This is a genomic window from Actinokineospora globicatena (genome assembly GCF_024171945.1).
In the GTDB taxonomy this organism is placed as follows: Bacteria; Actinomycetota; Actinomycetes; order Mycobacteriales; family Pseudonocardiaceae; genus Actinokineospora; species Actinokineospora globicatena.
Genome location: NZ_JAMTCR010000003.1, coordinates 1 through 20718 on the forward strand (window position 1 = coordinate 1; position 20718 = coordinate 20718).

Annotated in this window: 14 protein-coding genes; 6 read left to right on the forward strand and 8 right to left on the reverse strand. The window is 70.8% G+C overall.

Annotated elements, in window-relative coordinates:
- The 3 genes from LV79_RS13510 to LV79_RS13520 all read left to right on the forward strand — a co-directional run.
- A partial coding sequence (locus LV79_RS13510) for a toxin C-terminal domain-containing protein (protein WP_253836114.1) occupies nt 1–2220 on the forward strand: 2220 nt, incomplete at its 5' end.
- A 99-nt stretch (nt 2221–2319) separates the two neighbouring features.
- Nucleotides 2320–3057 (forward strand): hypothetical protein, encoded by a 738-nt coding sequence (locus tag LV79_RS13515; protein WP_253836116.1) that lies wholly within the window; start codon nt 2320–2322, stop codon nt 3055–3057.
- Between the two features lie 123 nt (nt 3058–3180).
- Nucleotides 3181–3963, forward strand: a complete 783-nt coding sequence (locus tag LV79_RS13520) for a CmcJ/NvfI family oxidoreductase (RefSeq protein WP_253836118.1) — start codon at nt 3181–3183, stop codon at nt 3961–3963.
- 70 nt (nt 3964–4033) lie between these two features.
- On the opposite strand, the gene LV79_RS13525 is transcribed toward LV79_RS13520, so the two are convergent.
- The 5 genes from LV79_RS13525 to LV79_RS13545 all read right to left on the reverse strand — a co-directional run bounded on the left by LV79_RS13525 (nt 4034) and on the right by LV79_RS13545 (nt 9194).
- Entirely contained in the window at nt 4034–4252 is a 219-nt protein-coding gene (locus LV79_RS13525) for a hypothetical protein (protein WP_253836120.1), read from the reverse strand.
- A gap of 48 nt (nt 4253–4300) precedes the next feature.
- On the reverse strand, nt 4301–5446 hold the full coding sequence (locus LV79_RS13530) for a winged helix DNA-binding domain-containing protein (RefSeq protein ID WP_253836122.1): 1146 nt from the start codon (nt 5444–5446) through the stop codon (nt 4301–4303).
- A 17-nt stretch (nt 5447–5463) separates the two neighbouring features.
- A complete protein-coding gene (gene ftsZ, locus LV79_RS13535) occupies nt 5464–7158 on the reverse strand; it encodes a cell division protein FtsZ (protein WP_253836124.1) in 1695 nt (564 codons plus the stop codon).
- 75 nt (nt 7159–7233) lie between these two features.
- Nucleotides 7234–8286 carry a hypothetical protein gene (locus LV79_RS13540; RefSeq protein ID WP_253836126.1) on the reverse strand — a complete coding sequence of 351 codons (1053 nt, stop codon included), beginning with the start codon at nt 8284–8286 and terminating at the stop codon, nt 7234–7236.
- Entirely contained in the window at nt 8286–9194 is a 909-nt protein-coding gene (locus LV79_RS13545; RefSeq protein ID WP_253836137.1) for a hypothetical protein, read from the reverse strand. The genes LV79_RS13540 and LV79_RS13545 overlap by 1 nt, the downstream gene beginning before the upstream one ends.
- Nucleotides 9195–9384: 190 nt before the next feature.
- Between LV79_RS13545 and LV79_RS13550 the strand changes: the two genes are divergently transcribed.
- Nucleotides 9385–10557, forward strand: a complete 1173-nt coding sequence (locus LV79_RS13550) for an MFS transporter (protein WP_253836139.1) — start codon at nt 9385–9387, stop codon at nt 10555–10557.
- Here the strand turns inward: LV79_RS13550 and LV79_RS13555 are convergent.
- The gene (locus tag LV79_RS13555; protein ID WP_253836141.1) at nt 10547–11926 is read right to left on the reverse strand and encodes a lamin tail domain-containing protein; all 1380 of its coding nucleotides are present in this window, start codon (nt 11924–11926) and stop codon (nt 10547–10549) included. The two genes, LV79_RS13550 and LV79_RS13555, sit on opposite strands and share 11 nt — an antisense overlap.
- Nucleotides 11927–12294: 368 nt before the next feature.
- Between LV79_RS13555 and LV79_RS13560 the strand changes: the two genes are divergently transcribed.
- Nucleotides 12295–15762 (forward strand): signal peptidase I, encoded by a 3468-nt coding sequence (locus LV79_RS13560; protein ID WP_253836143.1) that lies wholly within the window; start codon nt 12295–12297, stop codon nt 15760–15762.
- Nucleotides 15763–15808: 46 nt separating this feature from the next.
- Here LV79_RS13560 and LV79_RS13565 read toward each other — a convergent pair whose 3' ends face one another.
- Together LV79_RS13565 and LV79_RS13570 are read right to left on the reverse strand one after the other, a co-directional pair.
- Nucleotides 15809–16123 carry a hypothetical protein gene (locus LV79_RS13565; RefSeq protein WP_253836145.1) on the reverse strand — a complete coding sequence of 105 codons (315 nt, stop codon included), beginning with the start codon at nt 16121–16123 and terminating at the stop codon, nt 15809–15811.
- A gap of 153 nt (nt 16124–16276) precedes the next feature.
- Complete coding sequence (locus LV79_RS13570) at nt 16277–18961, reverse strand: ATP-binding protein (RefSeq protein WP_253836147.1); 2685 nt, start codon at nt 18959–18961, stop codon at nt 16277–16279.
- A 183-nt stretch (nt 18962–19144) separates the two neighbouring features.
- Here LV79_RS13570 and LV79_RS13575 point away from each other — a divergent pair, with 183 nt between their 5' ends.
- Nucleotides 19145–20716, forward strand: a complete 1572-nt coding sequence (locus LV79_RS13575) for a S8 family peptidase (protein ID WP_253836149.1) — start codon at nt 19145–19147, stop codon at nt 20714–20716.
- The last annotated feature ends 2 nt before the right edge of the window (nt 20717–20718 follow it).

The window sequence follows — 20718 nt, forward strand, 5'->3', positions numbered from 1 at the left end:
GCGCAGGTGACCGCGACCTTGCAGAAGGTGTTCGACGCGACCAAGACCGACGTCGAGGCGATCCTGTCCGGTCTGGACAAGAAGGTCGACGACGCATTCACGGCGGGGGAGAAGGCGGCCAGGGACGCGTTCACCGCCGAGCACAAACAGCGGATGGACGCCTACAAGGACAAGCGGTACTCCGGCGTCACCGGGAAGCTCAAGTGGGTCAAGGACAAGTTCGCCGGTCTGCCCGAGGAAGCGAACCAGATCTTCGTCGCCGCGCGCCAGGGCTATGTGACCCGGATGCGCGGCGTGATCTCCACGGTCGCCGACGTCATCGGCGCGGAGCTGACCCGGGCCAAGACCCGCATCGCGACCGGTCGCGATCAGTTGCAGGCCGAGGTCCGCAAGCTTCCCGCTGATCTCCAAGCGATGGGCAAGCAGGCGGCGGGGGAGTTCGCGGGCAGGTTCGACGAGTTGACCGAGTCGGTCGACGCCAAGGGATCCGAGCTCGTCCAGACGCTGGCGACCAAGTACAACCAGGCGCTCAAGGCCGTCGACGCGGAGATCGACGCGGAGAAGGAGAAGAACAAGGGCCTGGTGGCCAAGGCGATCGGCGCGATCAAGGGCGTCATCGACACCATCATGCAGTTGAAGGACCTGCTGCTGGGCATCCTGGCCAAGGCCGCCGCCGCGGTCATGGGCATCCTGCGCGACCCCATCGGGTTCCTCGGCAACCTGGTGTCAGCTGTGGGTTCCGGGCTGCGCGCGTTAATGGCCAACATCGGTGAGCACCTGAAGAAGGGACTCGTCGGCTGGTTGCTCGGCGCGATGTCTGGCGCCGGACTCCAGTTGCCCGCCAAGTTCGACCTGCGCGGCATCATCATGATGATCGGCTCGTTGCTAGGGCTGACCTGGGCGGCGATCCGGGGCCGGGTCACCGCGCGCGGCGTCCCGGAACCCGCCGTGGCGGCGGCCGAACAGGCCGTGCCGGAAGCGCAGAAGCTCAAGTCCGAGGGTGTCGGCGGGATCTGGGAGTCCATCAAGGACAGAACAGGCGACCTCAAGGCGGGGCTGTTCGGCAAGATCACGCAATACCTGATCCCGACCGTGCTGATCGCGGGTATCACCTGGATCGTCAGCCTGCTCAACCCGGCCTCGGCGTTCATCCGCGCGGTCAAGATGATCATCGACATCGTGACGTTCATCGTCACCCAGGGCGCGCAGATCATCCAGTTCGTCAACGCCGTGCTCGACGCCGTCGTCGCCATCGCGAGCGGCGGGGCCGGTGGCGTGCCGGGGCTGATCGAGGCAGCGCTCGTCGCGTCGATCCCGGTCCTCATTGGAGCGCTCGCCGCGATCCTCAACATCTCCGACGTCGCCGACAAGGTCAAGAAGATCGTGCAGTCGCTGGCGAAACCGGTGATGAAGGCCGTCGACTGGGTGGTCGACAAGATCGTCGGCGCCGCGAAGAAGCTCTGGGCACGGATCCGGGGCACCGGCAAGCCGGGCAAGGGCGCCGACGGCAAGGACGCCAAGCTCCGGCCGGTCACCGTGGGCTTCCGGATGAACGGGCACCCGCACCGGCTCATCTTCCGCCCGCCGTCGACGCTGCTGATGGCCTCGGAGCCCGCGAGCATCCACGCCAAGGCCACCGCGACGCTCGCTGCGGTCAAGTACAACCCAGCCGCGCCGCAGTTCCAGAAGACGTTGCTGGAGCAGATCATCGCGAAGTCCGCCGTCCTCGTCGAGCTCAAGGGCGACGGGTTCACCAACGCCGACCTCCAGGCGGAGCTGGCCGAGTTGGCCGGGCTGTGCGAGACGTACGGGGCGACCTACGACCGCACGGACATCGAGGCGAGCGCGGAGAAGCTGCCGGAGTTGCCGCCGCAGACCGAGCTCTCGGCCGACCGCACGGTCCTCAAGGCGGCGTCGGGCCAGCGCATCACCAACACGACCGCGACGACCATCGCGGGCCACCTCGGCTACCAGAAGATCCGCGAACGGGGTAAGGGCGGTGCGATCGTGTTCCACAATCCCGGTGGCAGCCCACCGTATTTGTCACCCGATGAGGGGTCTGGCGGCACGACCGCGGGCGCCCACCTCGGCGGTATGTTCAAGGGTGCCGAGGCGGTGGACGGTTTCGGTGGTGACCAGCGCACCGGCACGTACGCGGTCAAGGTGAGGGTCGACGGCGACACCTTGGCCTACCTCGGGCTGCACAGGTTGGGGAAGTAGATGTGGCACTACATCGTTCCCGCCGCGGACGCACCGCGGGTCCTGCCGGTGGCCCTGCGTGCCGCCGAGGTTCACCGTTTCGAGGTACGGCAACCCTATATGGAGACTCCGGACCAGGCGGCGGCGGGTCCCTTTGAAGGCCAGTTCGTTGCTCAAGACCTGGCTGTGCGGATGGTGCTCGCGGCGGCGGCGGACGACAAGTCGTTCCCGCACGCGAGGCTCCAGGCCGCCGATGGGCAGTACCTGATGGCTGGGCTCGACGGCGAGGTCTTCCTGGGGGTGACCGCTGAGCTGGCAGTGCCTGGGGTTGAGGTCGCGGCGTGGCCACCGCGTGCCGTCGAGTACCCGGAAGTGCCGTTGGACCCACCGCTCGACGACGGCGCTTGGCGGTCGATCGCCGCTCGTGTCGCCAGTGGACCGTTGTTCGCGCTGGAACGGTGGGCGCTGGGCCCGTTCGGCGAGCGCGGTCACCTGCTGCGCGGCGCCGCTGATGTCGCTCGACTGTCCGAAGTGGTGTGTCCACGCGCGGGTCTGGCGGTGCTCTCGGCAGAGTTGCTCGTCGATGTGGCCTCGTTGGGTGCCGCGCTCGACGATCCGCTGGACAGCCTTTACCGGTCGTCGCCGAGCGTGGTCTACCCGGCCGACGACCAGCCCTGGCTGGTGCGAGGCTTCCACTTGCCGCGCGAGCTGCCGCCGTTGCTGGCCCCCGGCGCGCTGCTGCTGGTGGCGCCGCCGTTCGACGACTGGGAGCTACCGGCCGTCGAGTGCTACGTCCGCCCCGAGCCGGACGGAACAGTCCGAAGTGGACTCGCTTACCACATCGCGGATCCGGACTGAGCGGGTTGCCTCGGGGCGCTGGATTCGTATAGTGGGTGGTGACGACAGCCGGGGATGTCGGTCGGGGCCCCGTGGCCGCGTTCCCATGACAGTCGCCGCGACGGGGCCGATTGGGGGATCGGGATGACCGAGTACGTTGAGGCGCGGGTCCGCTACCTGGCGCCCGTGTGGCGTGACACCGACGAGATACCCACCATCGCGGACTGGTCGACGATGGCGGCCAACACGGTCGAGCACACGGTCCGGGTGCACGACGCCTGGGATGCCGACTGCGACGTGGAAACGACCGGCTTCCAACGGGTTTCCCACACCACGCTCGCCGACTTCACCGACCCGCGGTCGGTCGAGCACGTATACCTGCCTGAAGTGGCTTCCCTGGTCCAGAAACTCACCTCGGCTGACCATGTCGTGGCCACTCACCACTACATCCGCTGGGGCAACCCCGGCGACTTCGAAGCGGGCTACGCGGGCTTCCTGCACGGCGACAAACCCCTCGCCGACCCGATGGCCTACTCCTTGGCCCGCGCCCGCCACCTTCAGCTCGGTCCCGGCCGTTCTCACGACTTCGCCTGGTACAACACCTGGCAACCCATCGACCACCCCGCCACCCGCAACCCCTTGGCGCTCATCGACGCCCGCACCGTCTCGCCCGGCGACCTGCACCCGTACCGCTACGACGGCGCGGGCGAACAGAACCTGGAAACCGTGCCGCTCCACAGTTCCGCCCACCGCTTCCACTACTTCCCGTCGTTGCCACCGGAGGACCTGATCCTCTTCAAGCAACTCGACACCAGGCCGGACCACACCCCGACCTGCCTGCACTCCGCCTTCGAAACCCCGGCCCCACCCGCCACACCCCTGCGCCGCAGCATAGAGACCCGCTGGCTCTGCGCCTTCACCTCATGAGGCGTTGCGCGCGAAGAGAAACGCTTGCGGCACTTGCTCGTCCGGGTCGCACAACCACTGCGCCTCGATCTCAAACCCGGCGTCCCGCAACCAGGAAGCCACCCGCTCCGGCCGACGGCGGTGGACGTAGACCACCACCGGCCCCATCCCGCACCTGCTCGGCGAACACCGCCAACGCGGCGCGCAAGTACGGACCACCAGCGAGGGCATCACGCAACTGGTCGGCATAGCTCCCAGCCACCGCGTCGTACGAGATCCGTGTGTCAGCCAACCAACCATCCGAGGTCACGCCCGCCACGCTATTCCACGATCTTGAGGCTTTTTTGACCGCGTCACCTCACCGTGCGGCTGGTGATATGTAGCCGGTCTCGAGTCGACCGCCTAGCCAGGTGGTCAGGCGGGCTGCTTGGTCCTCCAGGGCGCGCCGGGCAGCCGTTGAGACCTTCTCCAGGAGCCGGATCTCCACCACCCCTGCCGTGTCCTGTACCCAGCATCCGACGATGCGGCCGTCCACCCATGCCGTGGTTCCCGCGTTGCCCCGGGTGTCGAACAGTTGATCCCGGTGTCGCCCCAGGTAGAAGTCTCGGCCTTGCCAGCCCATGACTGTTGGGTCTAGCACCGGCAGCAGCGCGACCCACGGTCCCGGATCCACCACCCCGGCGTCATCCGGAAGCAGCCATCCCACCTGACCGTCGTCCAGTGACACGGCGACGGCCTCCAGTTCCGCCAAGGCTGTCCGGACCACCGACTTCGTGGATCCCAGCCACCACACGATGTCGGCCTCCGTGCCTGGCCCGAACGCGCGCAGCCACACCCGGACCAGCTCGCGGTACCCCTCGGCGGCGGTCATCCACGGCGGGGCTTCGCCGAGCCACTGGGACGTGAGGGTCCACCGGGGGCGGGAACTGTTCCAACGTCCGGTGTTCGCGCCGCGCAAGATGTCGCCGGTGGCGCCGAGATGGGTGAGGACCCGGGGCGCGGACCACGCCGTCGCCGGGCTCTCGATCTTGACGTTGACCATCGGTACCGCCGCGCGCACCTCAAGGGCGGTAAGGCCACCGTCGGCGAGGGCGGCCAGGATCTCGGTCCGCGCGCTGTCCAGCCAGTCGGCAGGCAGGGAGGCGTTGATGACGTCCTTCGTCATCCGGGCCCGCTCCGCGTCCGCCACCCGAGCTGACGCGCTGGGCCACACCGCGGGCAGCAGGGTGCGCGGGAACACGAACAGCGTCCGCCGCATCGCCAGTTGCTTCACCAGGGTTCGGTCCACATAGAGCGCGCGGTCTACGTGAACATGGCCCGCGCGGTCGACGTCCACCGAGTCGGTCCGCGCCCAGCAGGACAGGTAGACCGTCGCGGGTTCGGTCGCGTGCAGGACGCCCAGCGCCTGGGTCACCTCCTCCGGTGACCCCAGTCGGGACCCGGGCGCCAACCCGTGCCGCACGCCCAGCCGTGCTCGCCGCTCGTCGTCGGTTACGTGCCGCATCTGGCCATCATCGCAGGTCAGGGTGTGCTGAACCGGGTGGCGACGATGGCGACCTCGACCTGGTCACCCGCGCTGTCGTCGAAGGCGGCGCCGAAGACCAGGTCGGCGTCGGGGTGGGCGGTGTCGGAGACGAGGGCGGCGGCCGCGCTGACGTCGGCGTAGCTGATCCGCGAGTCACCGGAGATGGACAGCAGGATGACCCCGGCGCCGTGGATGCCCTGGTCGGTCAGCCGTTCGTACTCGGCGATCGCGTCGCGCACCGCGGCCTCGATCCGGTCCGGCCCGCTCGCCCGCCCGAGGCCGATGACGGCGGCGCCCGCCCCGGTCAGCGCGGCGCGCACGGCGTCGAACCCGACCCGGATGGCACCGGGGACGGTCAGCAGGTGCACGATGCTGCGGATCGCGCTCATCAGCACCTGGTCGGCCTGCCGGAACGCGTCCATCAGGGACACCCCGAGGTCGCCGAGGGCGAGCAGCCGGTCGTTGGCGATCACGATCACCGTGTCGCACACCGCCCGCAGCTCGGCGATGCCCGCCTCCGCCTGGGCCGCGCGCCGCCTGCCCTCGAAGCTGAACGGCCTGGTCACCACGCCCACGGTGAGCGCGCCTGCCCGCCGCGCGAGCTCCGCGACGACCGGTGCCCCGCCGGTGCCGGTCCCGCCGCCCTCGCCGCAGGTGATGAACACCAGGTCCGCGCCCTCCAGGACCTCCGCGATGTCCTCCGCGCTCGCCGTCACCGCCAGCCGCCCGAGCTCGGGGTTCGCACCCGCGCCGACGCCGAGGGCCAGGTCGCCGCGCACGTCGACCTTCACGTCGGCGTCGCTCATCAGCAGGGACGTCGGATCGGTGTTGATCGCGATCGACCGGTACCCGGCGGGCTGCTCGTCGTAGAGGCGGTTGAGCGCGTTCACGCCACCACCGCCGATGCCGACCACCCGGATGTCGACCTCGGGCGCGGTGGCGGCGGGCACGTACGCGGCGTTGCGCGCGAGCGCGAGCTTGCCGATGGTGTCCTTGTTGATCTGCTCCGGACGCGGGTACCCGCGCGAGCGCATCGTCTGCAGCACCCGTTCGTACACGGTGGTGAGCGTGAGCAGCTCCGGTCCGCCGGGGATTCCGGTGCGCAGCAGGTCGAGCACGGCGCCGGTGAACGCGGTGTGCTCGGCGTCGGGCAGCGCGAGCGCCGTGTGGTTGGGCGCCGTCGCGGTCAGCACGTACACGCCCTCGATGTCGGTCAACCCGGTGACCGCGCTGCCGGACATGGCCGGGATCGCCCGCCCGGCGAAGCAGCAGTCCAGGATGACGACCCGGTTGTCGGCCGGGAACCGGCCCCGGTCGGTCACCACGGTGCGCAGCTCGTCGTAGCGCAGGGTCCGGAACGGCAGCTGGTCGGGATTGGTGTCGCCCAACGCCAGGAACAGCTCGCCGCTGCGCGACCCGGCCAACCCGTGCCCGGCGAGGTAGACCAGCAGTGTGTCCTCGGCCAGCTCCGCGCGCCGCCAGATCTCGCTGACCACCGCCGCGTCGTCGACCGGGTTGTGCACGACCGAGATGTGGTCCTCGGGGAACCCGCCGAGCGCCGGGTCGGTCAACACCGCGCGCAGCGCCTCGAGGTTGCGCTCCACCGCGGGCAGGTCGTGCAACCCGTCCGACCTGTACTCGCTGGTACCGACCAGCACCGCATGCGATCGACTCGGATCCGGCAGCCGCACGTCGACACCCTCCACCGGCGACCCCCGCGGCCACCCGCGACTACATCGATCCCCACGCCGACTTCGTTGCAGCGCCTACTCGGGCCAGTCGAGCGGCACGGCGTCGCCGGGCGTGGGGGAGCCGAGGATGAAGCCGGAACCGGAGAGGGTGCGGATTGTGCCGTGCTCGGTGATCTCCAGCTCTTTGAACGGGTTGTTCACCCGCGCCAGCCCGCCGCCCGGCAGCGGGCGCAGCTGCGCGGTGTCCGCGGCCGCGTGCCGATCCCACTGATCACCCCGGCGTTCGAACAAGGCACTGGTGCCGTCGCCTGCGCGGGTCGTGTCGCCGCGCGGGCCGACTGTCGACACCACGACGAGGTTGGGGCCGTTCCACGCGAGGTCGGACACCATGCTGAGCGCGTCGGGCCCGACCGGTAGCGGGGGCAGCGGCTTGACCTGACCCGTCGCGAGGTCGAGGAGCACCGGCCAGGACTCCATGTCCGCGTCCACCGAGCTCGTGCCCGTGGAGAAGGCCAGGGTGGTGCCGGTCGGGTCGACCGCGTACTGGTGGACCGGGAGAGTGCCGCCGACAACGTGTTCCCAGCGCACGGAACCGTTGGCGTCCATCGCGTAGAAGGCGTTGTACCGGCCCGGTTCGTCGATGACGTACTCCAGCACGGTCACCTCCGGCGTCGCGGCGATCACCTCCTGCGGGGACACGATCGGCTCGGACACGGCCCGGGGTGGGTGAGCGAGGATCGAACCGAGGAACCGGCCGTCGGAGCGGGCGAACCGGCGGATCAGGTTGGCTTCCGCGGTCCGCACCTCGTCGCCCGCGATGGCCACGCCCTGGCACCTCCCGCACGGGACCCGCGCCTCGCCGCCGCCGGTGGCCCAGATGACCAGCTCATCGTCGCCGGAGCTGGGGAAGTCGTCGCTGACCACGACCGCCCCGGACCTGCTGTCAGCGGCCACCGCCACCTGCTCGTTGTGGTACCTGCCGAGGCGGCGCGGCTGGTCGCCGTCGAGCACGAACACGCCGTCGTCGTTCGACCACACCAGCCCTGACCGGGGTGCGGGGGCGGGTTCGTCGTCCGTTGCCGTGCAACCGCCGAGTGCCAGGAGGAGAACCAGGATCGCGGCGCGCATCAACCCACCCTCTCGAACGCGAAATTGGCCGGGGGATCGACCGGGATCACCCGGAAGCGACCGCCGCGGTAGCGCCACGCGCTGTCCCAGGCGGTGGTGGTGAACGCGGGCCCGGAGTCCGTGCCGTCCGCGCGGACCCGCAGCACCTCGTCGGGCCCGGAGCCCTGGCCGACGGTCAGCTCCAACTCCCACTCGCAGTGCGACCGCCCGACCGCGGCGGTCAACTGGATCACCACGTCCTCGCCCCTTCCCACGGTCACCGCCTTGACCTCGAGGTACGGACGGCCGGGGTCGTCCGGCCCGGCGCGCAGGAGCACGGTGCCGTCCGGGTCGTCCAGGTCGGTCACCACCTGCCGGACGTCGTGCTCGCCCTGCGGCGTCAACGCGACCAGGGCCCCGGTCCACGGCTCGGCCCGGCGCAGCACCCTGGTGCGCACCCCGATGACCCGCACCGGCCCGTCCCGGTTGCCGACCAGCGAGATCCGGTGCGAGTTGGCGGCCTTCGCCACCCCACCGACCAGCACCCGCGTGTCCGCGCTGGGCACCCCGCCCAGCGCGCGGAAACCCGCGTCCCGATCGGCGCTGACGCGGGTCAGGGCCACCCGGGCGAGTGCGGCCTCGTCGACCGGACCGGGCAGCACCCACGCCCACGCCCCTTCCGGCACCGGCCGCACCCGCGCCACCAACGGCGGCCCGTCGCCGCCGCCGGAGAGCACCGGCCACGCCACCAACCCGGTCGCCACCACCACCGGCACCACCACGACCGTCACGAGCCGCGCCCGCAGCCGCCTACCCCGCGGGTGGTGCACGTGCACCCCACCGGTGATGACGGTGCCCGCCTGCACCAAGGCGCCACCCACGGACCCGGTGACGGCGTTGCGCACGCGCTCCTGCTGCTCCTCGGGCACGATCCACCTCCCCGGACCACCCGCCAACCCCAGTCTCCCCCCGGCGTCCCGGGGTGTCATCACCCGAGAGTGTCGTCACCACAAGGGTTTCCCTGACCGGACGCTCGAGTTGTCCTTGTTCTGTCGGGTGTCGGGTCGGGTGGCGGTAATCCGGGTGACAGGGCACCACCGCGTCGGCAGGGTGGGTCGGATGCGGGAAGTGCTGGCGGAGCAGGAGTTCCGGCTGTTGATCGTGGCGCGGCTGGTGTCGCAGCTGGGGAACCAGGCGGCCGTGGCGGTGATGGCCTTCGCGGTGTTGGGGATCGGTGGGGACGCGGCGGACATCGGGTTGGTGCTGGGGGCGGAGTCGTTCGCGTTGGCGCTGGCGCTCGTCGTGGGTGGGGTGGTGGGGGACCGGGTGTCGCGGCGGCTGGTGATGGTCGGGGCGGACCTGGTGCGGTGCGGGTCGCAGGGCGGGTGCGCGGCGCTGCTGATCACGGGACAGGCGCAGGTGTGGCACCTGGTCGTCCTGCAGGTCATCAGCGGGATCGCGGCAGGGGTCTACCTCCCGGCGGTCACAGCCATCGGTGCCGAGGCGTCCACGCCGGAGAACCGCAAGGACGCCAATGCCGTGCGCAGCCTCGTCATCGCCGTGTCGACCATCGCCGGACCTGCCATCGGCGGCCTGTTGACCGTGTGGGTCGGTCCCGGTCCGGCGCTCGCGGTGGACGCCCTGTCGTTCCTGGTCAGTGCGTCGCTGGTGCTGGCTCTGCGGATCGGCCACGCACCCGCGCCCACCGGCCGTCGAGTCCTCGCCCAAGCGCGCGATGGGTGGCGGGAGTTCACGGCGCGACGGTGGCTGTGGAGCGTGACAGTGCTAGCCGCGTTCTGCGGTATGGCGGTCTTCGCGCCGGTTATGGTCCTCGGACCGGTCATCCTCGGTAACCCTGCCGCCTGGGTGACCGTGTTGACCGCTCTAGGCATAGGAGCGCTCGTCGGAGGAGTAGCGCTTACCCGAGTACGCCCACGCCGGTATCTGCGGTGGGTCGTATCGGGCGCGTTGCTGCTACTGCCGCTCCCAGTGCTACTAGCCCTCCACGCGCCCTTGCCCGCTCTAGTCGTCGGTGCGTTCGTCCTAGGTGTCGAGCAGTCGGCTCACTGGACCTTGTGGCAAACCACGTTGCAGCACCGGGTTCCGTCCGACATGTTGGCGCGAGTGTCGTCCTACGACTGGCTCGGCTACTACGGCTTCGGCCCGCTCGGCTACCTCTTAGCGCCAGCGGCCGCGATCAGGGTCGGGAACACCCCAACCCTGATCGCGGGTGCCGCCATCGTGTTCACCCTCGCTGTCACCCTGTTGATGACAAAGGAGATCAGCAGGTGATGCTGCCCCTGCGCAGCGCGTGACCGCTGGTGTTGCTGTCGTCGGACCAGTACACGGGCTTCGAGCCGCCCACGCACTCGGCCGCCCCGGACACCGCGAAGCCCTCGTTGTTGAGGTTGGACATCCCCGACGGCCGGTTGTGGACGGCGGTGGCCGCGAACACGCCGGAGGCGTTGACCTTCAGCGTCCGGTGCTGCCCGGCGCAGGTGTCGTCGCAGACCACCCACAGCCGGGACGCCTGCGGCTCCCACTGCAGCTCCATGACCCCGGCCAGCCCGCTGCTGGTGGACGCCACGCGGGTGAACGAACCGGAGTCGAGCAGGACGTAGCCGTAGATCATCGCGGTGCCCTCGACGCCGACGAAGAACACGCCGCCGGTGTGCGCGCCGTACTGGGACGGGACGTAGGCGGTGCCGGTCGACTCGTCGCGGAACCCGGCGGCGGTCAGCGCGGAGTCCGGCACCCAGGTGATCGCCTCGAACCCGAGGTTCCCGCCGACCGGGGGCAGACCGGCGGTCAGGTTCCACTCCTTCGTGGCGGTCAGCGTGCTGCCGGACCCGGTGACGTCGTACTTGAGCACGGACAAGCGGCTGCTGCCCGAGCCGTTGCGCTCACTGGCCACGAACACCCCGCCCGCCGAGCCCGCGCTGGTGACGGTCACGCCCTCGCTGTCGGGCGCTCCCGTCCCGCCCGGGAACCGCAGCGTCTTGCCCGAGGACCACCCGGTGTCCGGCTGCCACCCGCCGGTGCCGTTGGGGACCAGCCGCCACAGCTCCCCGGAGTTCTGCGCGGCCCACAGCACGCCGCCCTCCTGGTAGAGGCCGCTGAGGTCCTCGCCGAACACGTTCGACGCGTCCGCGTTGGCCACCGAGCCGCTGCCCGGCCACGAGACCGCCGCCAGGCAGTCGTTGGGGCTGCCGAGGGTCACCTCGGCCGCGCGCAGGGCGCCGGTGCCGTCGGCGCACCGCGACCACGAAGGGTCGGAGTGCTGGCTCCAGCTGACGCTGTCGACCAGCGTCGTGCCGTTGGCCAGGTAGAGGCGCGCGTCGTCATCGGACCCGAGGCCGAACTTGTCGTGCACGTCGAAGGCCAGCGCCGCGCTCGGGGCGAGGGTGGTGCCCGCCGCGATCTTGTACGACGAGCTGTTGTTGTCGTCCTTGAGCACCCAGCCCGACAGGTCGACGGTCGTGGTGCCCTTGTTGTAGAGCTCGATCGAGTCGTCGACCGACCCGGTGGTCACCACCTCGTTGATCCGGATGTCGTCGGCGGGGGCCGCCTGGGCCCGCGGCGCCAGCAGCACGCCCGCCACCACCGCCGACGCGCAGGCGACGGCCAGGGGGCCAGGTCGGGAAACACGGGAAGCAGTCACGATGTCCGTCCTCGGGATCGGCTCCGGCAACCTTCCCGACCCTGCTCACCCCCGCCCAACGGGCACCGGCCCGCACGTGATCGCCACGTGAACGGTCCACGAAAACCCGCCCGCCACCGGGTCGCACCTGTGTCGCACCCGGCGACCGGCTTGTGTCCCTCGGCTCACTCCCGATGGCTAAGGCAGGTAGTGGTCTGACTGGACGGGAACGAGGTGGCCCCGGTGCGAGCGGATATCACGTGCGACGTGGCCCGCCTCGTCGGCGCGCCCAGCGGCCCTGTGTCGCCCCCCACCGGGCCCGGCCGGGAAGCGTCGGGCTCCTGACGAGCGGGCGCTCGTCTCGAGGCGCACGCGGCGGCGGAGGCACCGTGCTGAACAGGAACACGCGACGGACCGGGCGCACCCGGCGGTCGTGGGACACCACCAGGTCGATCCTGGGGTACCTCGCGGGCTCCGTGCTGTCCGGGTTGTTCTGGCTGGTCGCCTGGTGCGTGCTGCCCGTCGTCATCTCCTGGCACTCCTACGTCGTGCTGTCCGGGTCGATGAGCCCGGCCATCCGCACCGGCGACGTCGTCGTGGTCGGCGACCTGCTCACCGACCGCCCGGCGCCGGGCGCGGTCATCGCCTTCGACGACCCCAACCACGACAACCACGTCCTGATGCACCGCGTCGTGAAGGCCAACGACGACGGCACCCTGGTCACCAAGGGCGATGCCAACGCCGAGGCCGACAGCACCCCGGTCGCCGCGGACGCGGTGCGCGGACAAGGCCGTCTGCGTGTGCCGTGGGTAGGCCTACCGGCCCACTGGGCGCAGACCGGTGACTGGGCGTCGCTCGCCGCCGCCCTCGCCGCGCTGATCGCCTTGGCCGTGCTCGCCTGGTGGCGACCCAGCCACCCCGAACCGCCCGCGCGGCCTCCGTGGGACCCGCCGAACTGGCACCCGCCGTTTGACCGGACGCCCCCGCCCAAGCGGCTCTCGTACCGACAACTCCAACGCGGCCAACTCCCACGCGGCCCCCGGCACGCGGCGCGCCCTGGTCTGACCAGGGCACGTCGCGTCGCGGTCGTGGTGGCGGTCGGCATGCTGGTGTTCGTGTCCGTCAACGGCGGGTTCGCCGGGTACGTCGCCACGACAGCCACGGCGGGCAACGCGCTGGGCTCGTCGGCGTCGTTCCCCACGTACTCGGCGTCGGTCACCGGCGACACGCCGCTGTTCTACCACCGCGAGGACGAGGCCGGGTCGTCGTCGGCGACCAGCACGGCGGCCGACTCGTCGGGCAACAGCAGGCCGGGACAGTACAACTCGCCCACCAACGGCCCGTACACGCACTGGCGGTTCGACGACGGCACGGGCACCAACGCGGGCGACTCCTCCGGCTCCGTGGACACCGGCGTGCTCACCAACGGCCCGACCTGGGTCACCGGGATCATGGGCTCCGGGGTGAACTTCGACGGCCTCAACGACCGGGTCATCAGCGCGAACAACCCCATCGCCACCGACACCAGCTTCTCGGCGTCCATCTGGGTCAAGACGACGTCGGCGAGCGGCACCGCGGTGGCGTTCACCCACCAGGGCACCAACACCGGTGCCTGGTACCTCTACCAGCAGGGTGGACGCTGGCGCTTCGGCATGCCCCGGAGCGACGCCTCCAGCGGCACCGAGGACTACGCCCAGTCCACGACCGCGACTGCCGCGAGCACCTGGGTCCACCTTGTCGGTGTGTACGACGACCCCAACAACGTCATCAGGCTCTATGTCAACGGCTCGCTAGAGGCCACCACGTCCCGCGCGGACGCCTACGAGTGGAAGGCGAACGGTTCGCTGGTCGCTGGTGGCATCTACCGAGGCGGTAGCTGGCTATACCCGTGGTCCGGTGTCCTCGACGATGCGCGGGTCTACCAGCGCGCTCTCGGTGCTAGCGAGATCAGCGGCATCTACGACGCGGCCGCGGCCCCGAACGCTCAGTACAACCTGGAGCAGAGCGGCACTAGCGCCACCGACAGCGGCCCTTATGGCTACAACGGCACGCTCCAGAACGGCGTCGTGTGGAACACGACTGGCCGCACTGGCCGTTCGGTGACCCTCGACGGGGTCGACGACTACATCAGCGCGTCCACGTTCACCGTGCGCACGGACACGAGCTTCACGGCGGCCGCGTGGGTCTACATCAGCAGCGCGGGCGGCGTCGACAGGACATTCCTGTCCAAGGACGGCACGAACGTCAACGCGTTCGCGCTGTCCTACATCCCCGGCACGACGAAGTACGCGTTCACGATGCCCGCCTCCGACGCCACAGCGGCGTCGACGGTGCGGGTCTCGTCCAGTTCCAGCGCCATCGCGAACGCGTGGGCCTATGTGGTCGGCGTGTGGGACTCGGTCAACGGGCAGATGAAGATCTACCTCAACGGCGCGCTGGAGGGCACGGTCAGCCGCGGCGGCGGGTGGAACGGCACCGGCCTGCTGTCGATCGGCCGCGGGTTCAGCGGCGGCGCGGGGGTGCAGTACTGGCCCGGTCGCGTCGACGAGGTGCAGCTCTACAACCGGGTGCTGAGCGCGGACGAGATCGACGACATCTTCACCCGCCCCAGCATGGACTGGCAGTACGACGACAACCTGGCCACCACCGTCGCCGACTCCTCCGGCAACGGCAACTACGGCACGCTGAACAACGTCCAGTGGTCGGACACGTCGGTCGCGGGCACCTCCGGCTACTTCGACGGCTCCTCCAGCTGGACCGTCAGCCAGGCCGCGTCGCTGCGCACGGACGAGAGCTTCACCGTCGCCGGGTGGGCTTACCTGACGACGCCCAACGGTGACCGCAGCATCATCGCGCAGCAGGGGTCTGTCGGTAGCGGTTACCTGCTGGGGGCCGATATCGCCTCTACCCGGTGGTGTTTCCGCATCCCGCGCACCGACAGCAACTCGCCGACGTACGACGCGGTGTACAGCAGCGCCATCGCCCAGCAGAACGGCTGGTACCACATCGTCGGCGTGTACCAGGCGGGCTCCGAGGTGATCCGGTTGTACGTCAACGGTGTCCTCCAAGGCAGCACTACCCGCGGTGGGTCGCCGTGGAACGCCACTGGCACTGTCCAGGTTGGACGCGCGCTACGAAGTGGTTCGCAGATGGACTACTTCTATGGCTACCTGGACAAGGTTCGATCAATCCAGGCAGCGCTGTCGACCGCGCAGGTGCAGGACATGTACAACGAGCTGTCACCCGCCCCGCCCACGATCCCGGTCGCCGGCGCGCTGTCGCCGATCACCGCCGGTCAGGTCGGTGCGCTGCAGGGCGCCCAGCAGGGGCAGGGCTCCAGCACCGCGGTGGCGTTCAACGGCACCTCGAACGCCAGCAACCTGACCAGCTTCGCGAACCCGTCCACGTTCACCTCCGAGACCTGGTTCAAGTCCGCCAGCCCCTGGGGCGGCCTGATCATGGGCTTCTACAACACGACCGGCGCCGGCAGCACCAGCCGCGACCGGGTCGTCTACCTCAACAGCACCGGCAAGCTCGTCTTCGCCGTCAACCCGTCCACCATCAAGTCGATCAGCTCCACCGCGTCCTACAACGACGGCACCTGGCACCACGTCGCGGCCAGCCTCGGCGCCGCGGGCATGAAGCTCTACGTCGACGGCAACCTCGTCGCCCAGGACGCGACCACCACCACCGCCCAGAACTTCACCGGCTACTGGCGCTGGGGCGGCGGCGGCCTGCCCAACTACCCCAACCGCCCCAGCAGCGACTACCTCGTCGGCACCCTCGACGAGTTCGCCGTCTTCGGCACCCAACTCACCGACGCCCAGGTCCGCCGCCACTACCACGCCAACCACTGACGCCGCACCGCCGCTGGATTGCCCGCAGGATCCAGCCGCCGACCGGTCAGCGGGGTGTGCGGCCGAACCACGCCGCCCTCGCCGCGCAGGCAGCGGCGGCCACCAGAGAGGCGAAGAACACCGGGTTCACCCACACCGGGATGTCCGAGTAGGTCGCGCCGTCCTCGAACACGCAGGTGTTGGTCAAGGGGAGCAGGCTGGTCCGCATCTCCCGCAGCGGCGCGCCGTCGTAGGCGAACTGGTGGCCACAAACCTCGTCGGTCTCCCAAAGCAACCACACGAACAGCCCAACCGCGTAGGCGGTTACCGCTGTGGTGGCCAGGAGAGCGGCAAACACCCACAATGTCCGTCGAGTCCCCATCAGCCCCAGGGTAGCCACGATCACGCCTGGGCGAGGAGGGGCGCATCCCGGTGGTGTGCGTGGTTGTGGATGGCGGGCGGCCTAGAACGCTGTGCGAGTGAGCCTTTCGTGGCCCAGGTGGGCGGCGAACGAGAAGTGTCCAGGGGGCGACGGTCACCCCTCGGAGAGGGCTGTGCGGGAGTGGACGCCTAGTTTGCGCATGGCGCCTGCGACGTGTTGTTCGACGGTGCGTTGGGAGAGGACCAGGCGGTCGGCTATTTCGCGGTTGGTTAGGCCGGTTACGGCTAGGGCGGCGACTTCGCGTTCACGGGGGGAGAGGGTCGTGCCGTAGCCGCGGCGCCCGCGGCGGGACTCCGTGTGGGGGCGGGCGGCGGCTCGGCAGCGGGTGGCGTCGCGGGTGGCGCCCAGGGTGGCGTAGGTGTCCGCGGCGGTGATCCAGTGGGTGGCGGCGACGTCGACCGCGCCCACGGCGGCGGCGGACTGGGCGGCGGATTCGGCCGCCTGGGCTGACCAGCGCGGATGGGGGAGTGCGGCGTAGCGGTGGGCCGCCCGGGTGAAGTGGTCCAACGCCGCGCGGTGTCCGCCCTCGGCCTGGGCCAGCGCGCCGAGGCCGTCGTCGAGCGCGGCCACCGCCAGCGGCGCGTCCCGGGCGGTGATGCCCGCCGCGTACTCGGTGACCAGGGTTCGCGCGTCGTCGAGCCGGTCACCGCGCAGCAGCGCGCGGGTCGCGACCGGCACCAGTTCCGCCGCCCACACCCAGTTCCCCTTGCGCCGCACCTGCGCCGCCGCCCGGTCCGCCGCCGCCCCCGCCGCGGCGAAGTCACCGGCGGCCAGGAACGCGGCCGCGCGCCCGGTCCGCGCCGAGATCAACACCGGCACGTTGTCGTGGGCGGCGGCGATCGCGCCGTCGAACCGGGCCAGGGCCGCCGCGCGGTCGCCCCGCCACAGCGCCAGCCACCCCAGCGCCAGCCACGCGTCGGCGGCCAGGAACGTCATCTCGCCCGCCTGGTCGATGAGCCGCTCACCGTCGGGTTCCAGCGTGGCCCACTCGCCGACCGCCACCCCCAGCCGCAGCGCGGTCCCGTCGCCGAGGACCGGCAGGAACGAGCCGTCACCGGCGAGCAACCGGCCCTGCTCCAGGTAGTCGCGCGCGGTGTCGTAGTGCCCGATCCAGGTCGCCGAGTCCGCCAGGTTCAGGTACGCGCGGGCCAGTTGGCGCCGGACCTTCACCGACCCGGCCGGCCGCGGCAGCGCGGCCACCTCCGCCCACACCCTGGTGTCACCGGTCGCCATCAACGCCGACATCCGGTTGGCCAGCACCGCCGTCAGCACCTCGGGGTCGGCGATCGCGGTGGCCGCCTCCTCGGCCGCGCGCAACCAGTCCAGCTGCACGTGCACCGGCGTCGACCCGAACGACGGCAACGCCAGCGCCGCCATCCCCCTGGCCAGCAGCGCGGGCCGGTCCCGCAGCTCGGTGAGCGCCAACTCGACCTGGGCCTGGCCCGCCGCCAGCTGCCCGGCCTGGTTGATCAACAACCGGCCCAGGTTCAGCCGGACCTCCCCGCGCGCCGACCGGCCGAGCGACCCGTCGGCCACCGCCGCCCGCAGCCGCCCCACCGTGTCCTGGTGCGCGATCCCGGTCAGCGCCTCCCGGCTCAGCCGCACGGCGAAGGCGTTGCGCGCGGTCCTCGGCAGCAGCGGATCGGCGAGCGCGTCGTCGAGCAACCGGATCGCGGTCTCGGAGTCGGCCTCGGCCAAGGCGGCTTGCGTCCAGCGGACCCACGCGTCGTGTTCGCCCGCCCGACGGTGGTGCGCTGCCCGTCGCCGAGGGTTTCGCGCGGTCCGGGCCGCCCGCTCGTGGATCACCCGACGCTGCGGGCCAGGTGTAGACGCATAGACAGCTTGTCTCACAAGGGGAACTCGTACCAGGTATTGTCCATTTCGGACCTCGGTGAGCAGCTGCTCGGCCACCGCGGTCGTGATCGCCTTGGCTGCGCGCCGGGGAGCGAGAGCCGATACGGCCGCGAGGTCGGCCTCCGTGGCGGGTTCGTCGATCACCGCCGCCGCCCGCACCATCGCCGTCACGTCGGCACCCAGGTCGGCCAACTGCTCGACCACCGCGTCGCGCAACGACAGCGGCACCACGCCCGGATCGGCCGACGCGCGCAGGACGTGCTCGGCCACCACCGGAACCCCGCCGGTGCGCCGGTGCAGCTCGTCGAGGAACTCCGCCGGGATGTCGTTGCTGCCCAGGACATCCCCGGCCAGCACCCGCAACCCGTCGCGGTCGAGCGGCCTGAGCCGCACCAGCGCCCGGGGACGACCCGGCGGGGTCCGCAACCACGTCACCGGCCGCCGCGACGTCACCAGCAGCGACCACCCCGGCGGCGGCTCGTCGACCAGGTACCGCAGCAGGTCCGTCGTCGCCTCGTCGGCCCACTGGAGGTCTTCCACCACCAGCACCCCACGGCCCGCGAGCACCTCCCGCACAGCTCGGGCCACCTTGTGCGCGTTGGAACCCCCTGCCGGGAAAGGCGGCAGCGACCCAGTCAGCTCCGGCACCAGCTCCGCCAACACCCCGGCCACCGGCGACAGCGCGGACCCGTCCACCCGCAGCCCGCGCAGCACGTCGACCACCGGCCCGTACGGGAAGCTCGCCCGGGTCGGCAGGCAGCGCCCGGTCAGCACGTCCGGCCCCAGGTGCCGCAGCACCTCCCGCACCAGCCGCGACTTGCCGATCCCCGCGGCGCCCTCGACGACCAGCACCGCGCCTGGCTGCCGCACCACGTCCGCGAGATCGGCCGGTCGCGGTGGGCGCGGGGTCACCGTACGCACCATGGCGGGCACCCTAACCCCGCCGCGACCTCGGCGAAAGCCCGCGTTCTTTGCGTATACGCAGCTATTGCGCGGGGCGTTGTCGAGCACCCGCCCACCGGGCGACTGTTCTAGGCGCTCCGGCCGGGCACCCCCACCCCTTCCCTGCGACCGGGTCGTGTCCCAACGACCCGTGGAGGATTCCCCATGACCAAGCGTTACCGAACGCTGCTCGGCGTGAGCGTGCTGGCGGCCACCGCCGCCATCGCGTGGGTCCCACTGGCCACCGCGGCGCCGTCCCCCGCACCCATGGCCCATGTCCAGGCCCATGTCCAGGACCAGGTCAAGGACCGCTACATCGTCGTCCTCAAGGACCAGGCAGGCCTCGCCCAGGCCCAGGTCAGCAGCCAGGCGCAGGACCTCGCGGGCCGCTACCGCGGTCAGGTCCGGCGGGTCTACGACAGCGCGTTGCGCGGGTTCTCCACGCAGATGAGCGCCGAGCAGGCCACCGCGCTCGCCGCCGACCCCGCGGTGAAGTACGTGCAGCCGGTGCGGGTCGGGCACGGGTCGGACACCCAGACCAACCCGCCGTGGGGCCTGGACCGCATCGACCAGCGCAACCTGCCGCTGGACAAGAGCTACACCTACGACACGACCGCGGCCAACGTGACCGCGTACGTGCTCGACAGCGGCATCCGGATGACCCACCAGGACTTCGGCGGCCGCGCCAAGAGCGGCTACGACTTCGTCGACAACGACAGCAACGCCAGCGACTGCCTCGGCCACGGCAGCCACGTCGCGGGCACCATCGGCGGCACCAAGTACGGGGTCGCCAAGGGCGTCAAGCTGGTCTCGGTGCGGGTGCTCGACTGCAACGACAGCGCGACCGACGAGGACGCCCTCGCCGGGGTCAACTGGATCACCCAGAACGCGGCCAAGCCCGCGGTGGCCAACCTCAGCATGCAGTTCGGCGACTCGTCGCCCGCGCTGGAGGACGCGCTGCGCAAGTCCATCGCGGCGGGCGTGACCTGGGTGCTCTCGGCCAACAACTTCGGCGCGGACGCCTGCAACAGCTCACCCGCCAAGATCTCCGAGGCGATCACCGTCGGCAACATCCAGGAGAACGACAGCCGCCGGTCCGACTCGAACTACGGCTCCTGCCTCGACATCTGGGCGCCGGGCACCAACATCGTCTCGGTCAACTACCAGAACGACACCGGCACCCGGACCATGAGCGGCACCTCGATGGCCGCCCCGCACGTGGTCGGCGCCGCCGCGCTCTACCTGGCCGCGAACCCCTCGGCGACCCCGAAGCAGGTCCGCGACGGCCTCGTCGCCCAGGCCAGCACCATCACCGTCGGCGACGCCAAGCCCGGCTCGCCGAACAAGGTCCTCTACGCCCGCTCCGGCGGCACCACCCCGCCGACCTCGTGCCCATCGGTCACCAACGGCACCGACGTCAACATCCCCGACAACGCCGCCGCCGTGACCAGCTCCGTCACCGTCGCGAACTGCACCGGCACCGCGTCGACCGCGGCCAAGGTCACCGTCGACATCCGGCACACCTTCCGCGGCGACCTCGTCGTCGACCTGGTGGCCCCGGACGGCTCGGTCTACAACCTCAAGCCGTTCAGCTCATCCGACAGCGCGGACAACATCACCGCCACCTACACGGTGAACGCGTCCTCCGAGACCGCCAACGGCACCTGGAAGCTGCGCGTCCAGGACAAGGCGGCCAACGACGTGGGCTACATCAACACCTGGTCGCTCCAGGTCTGACC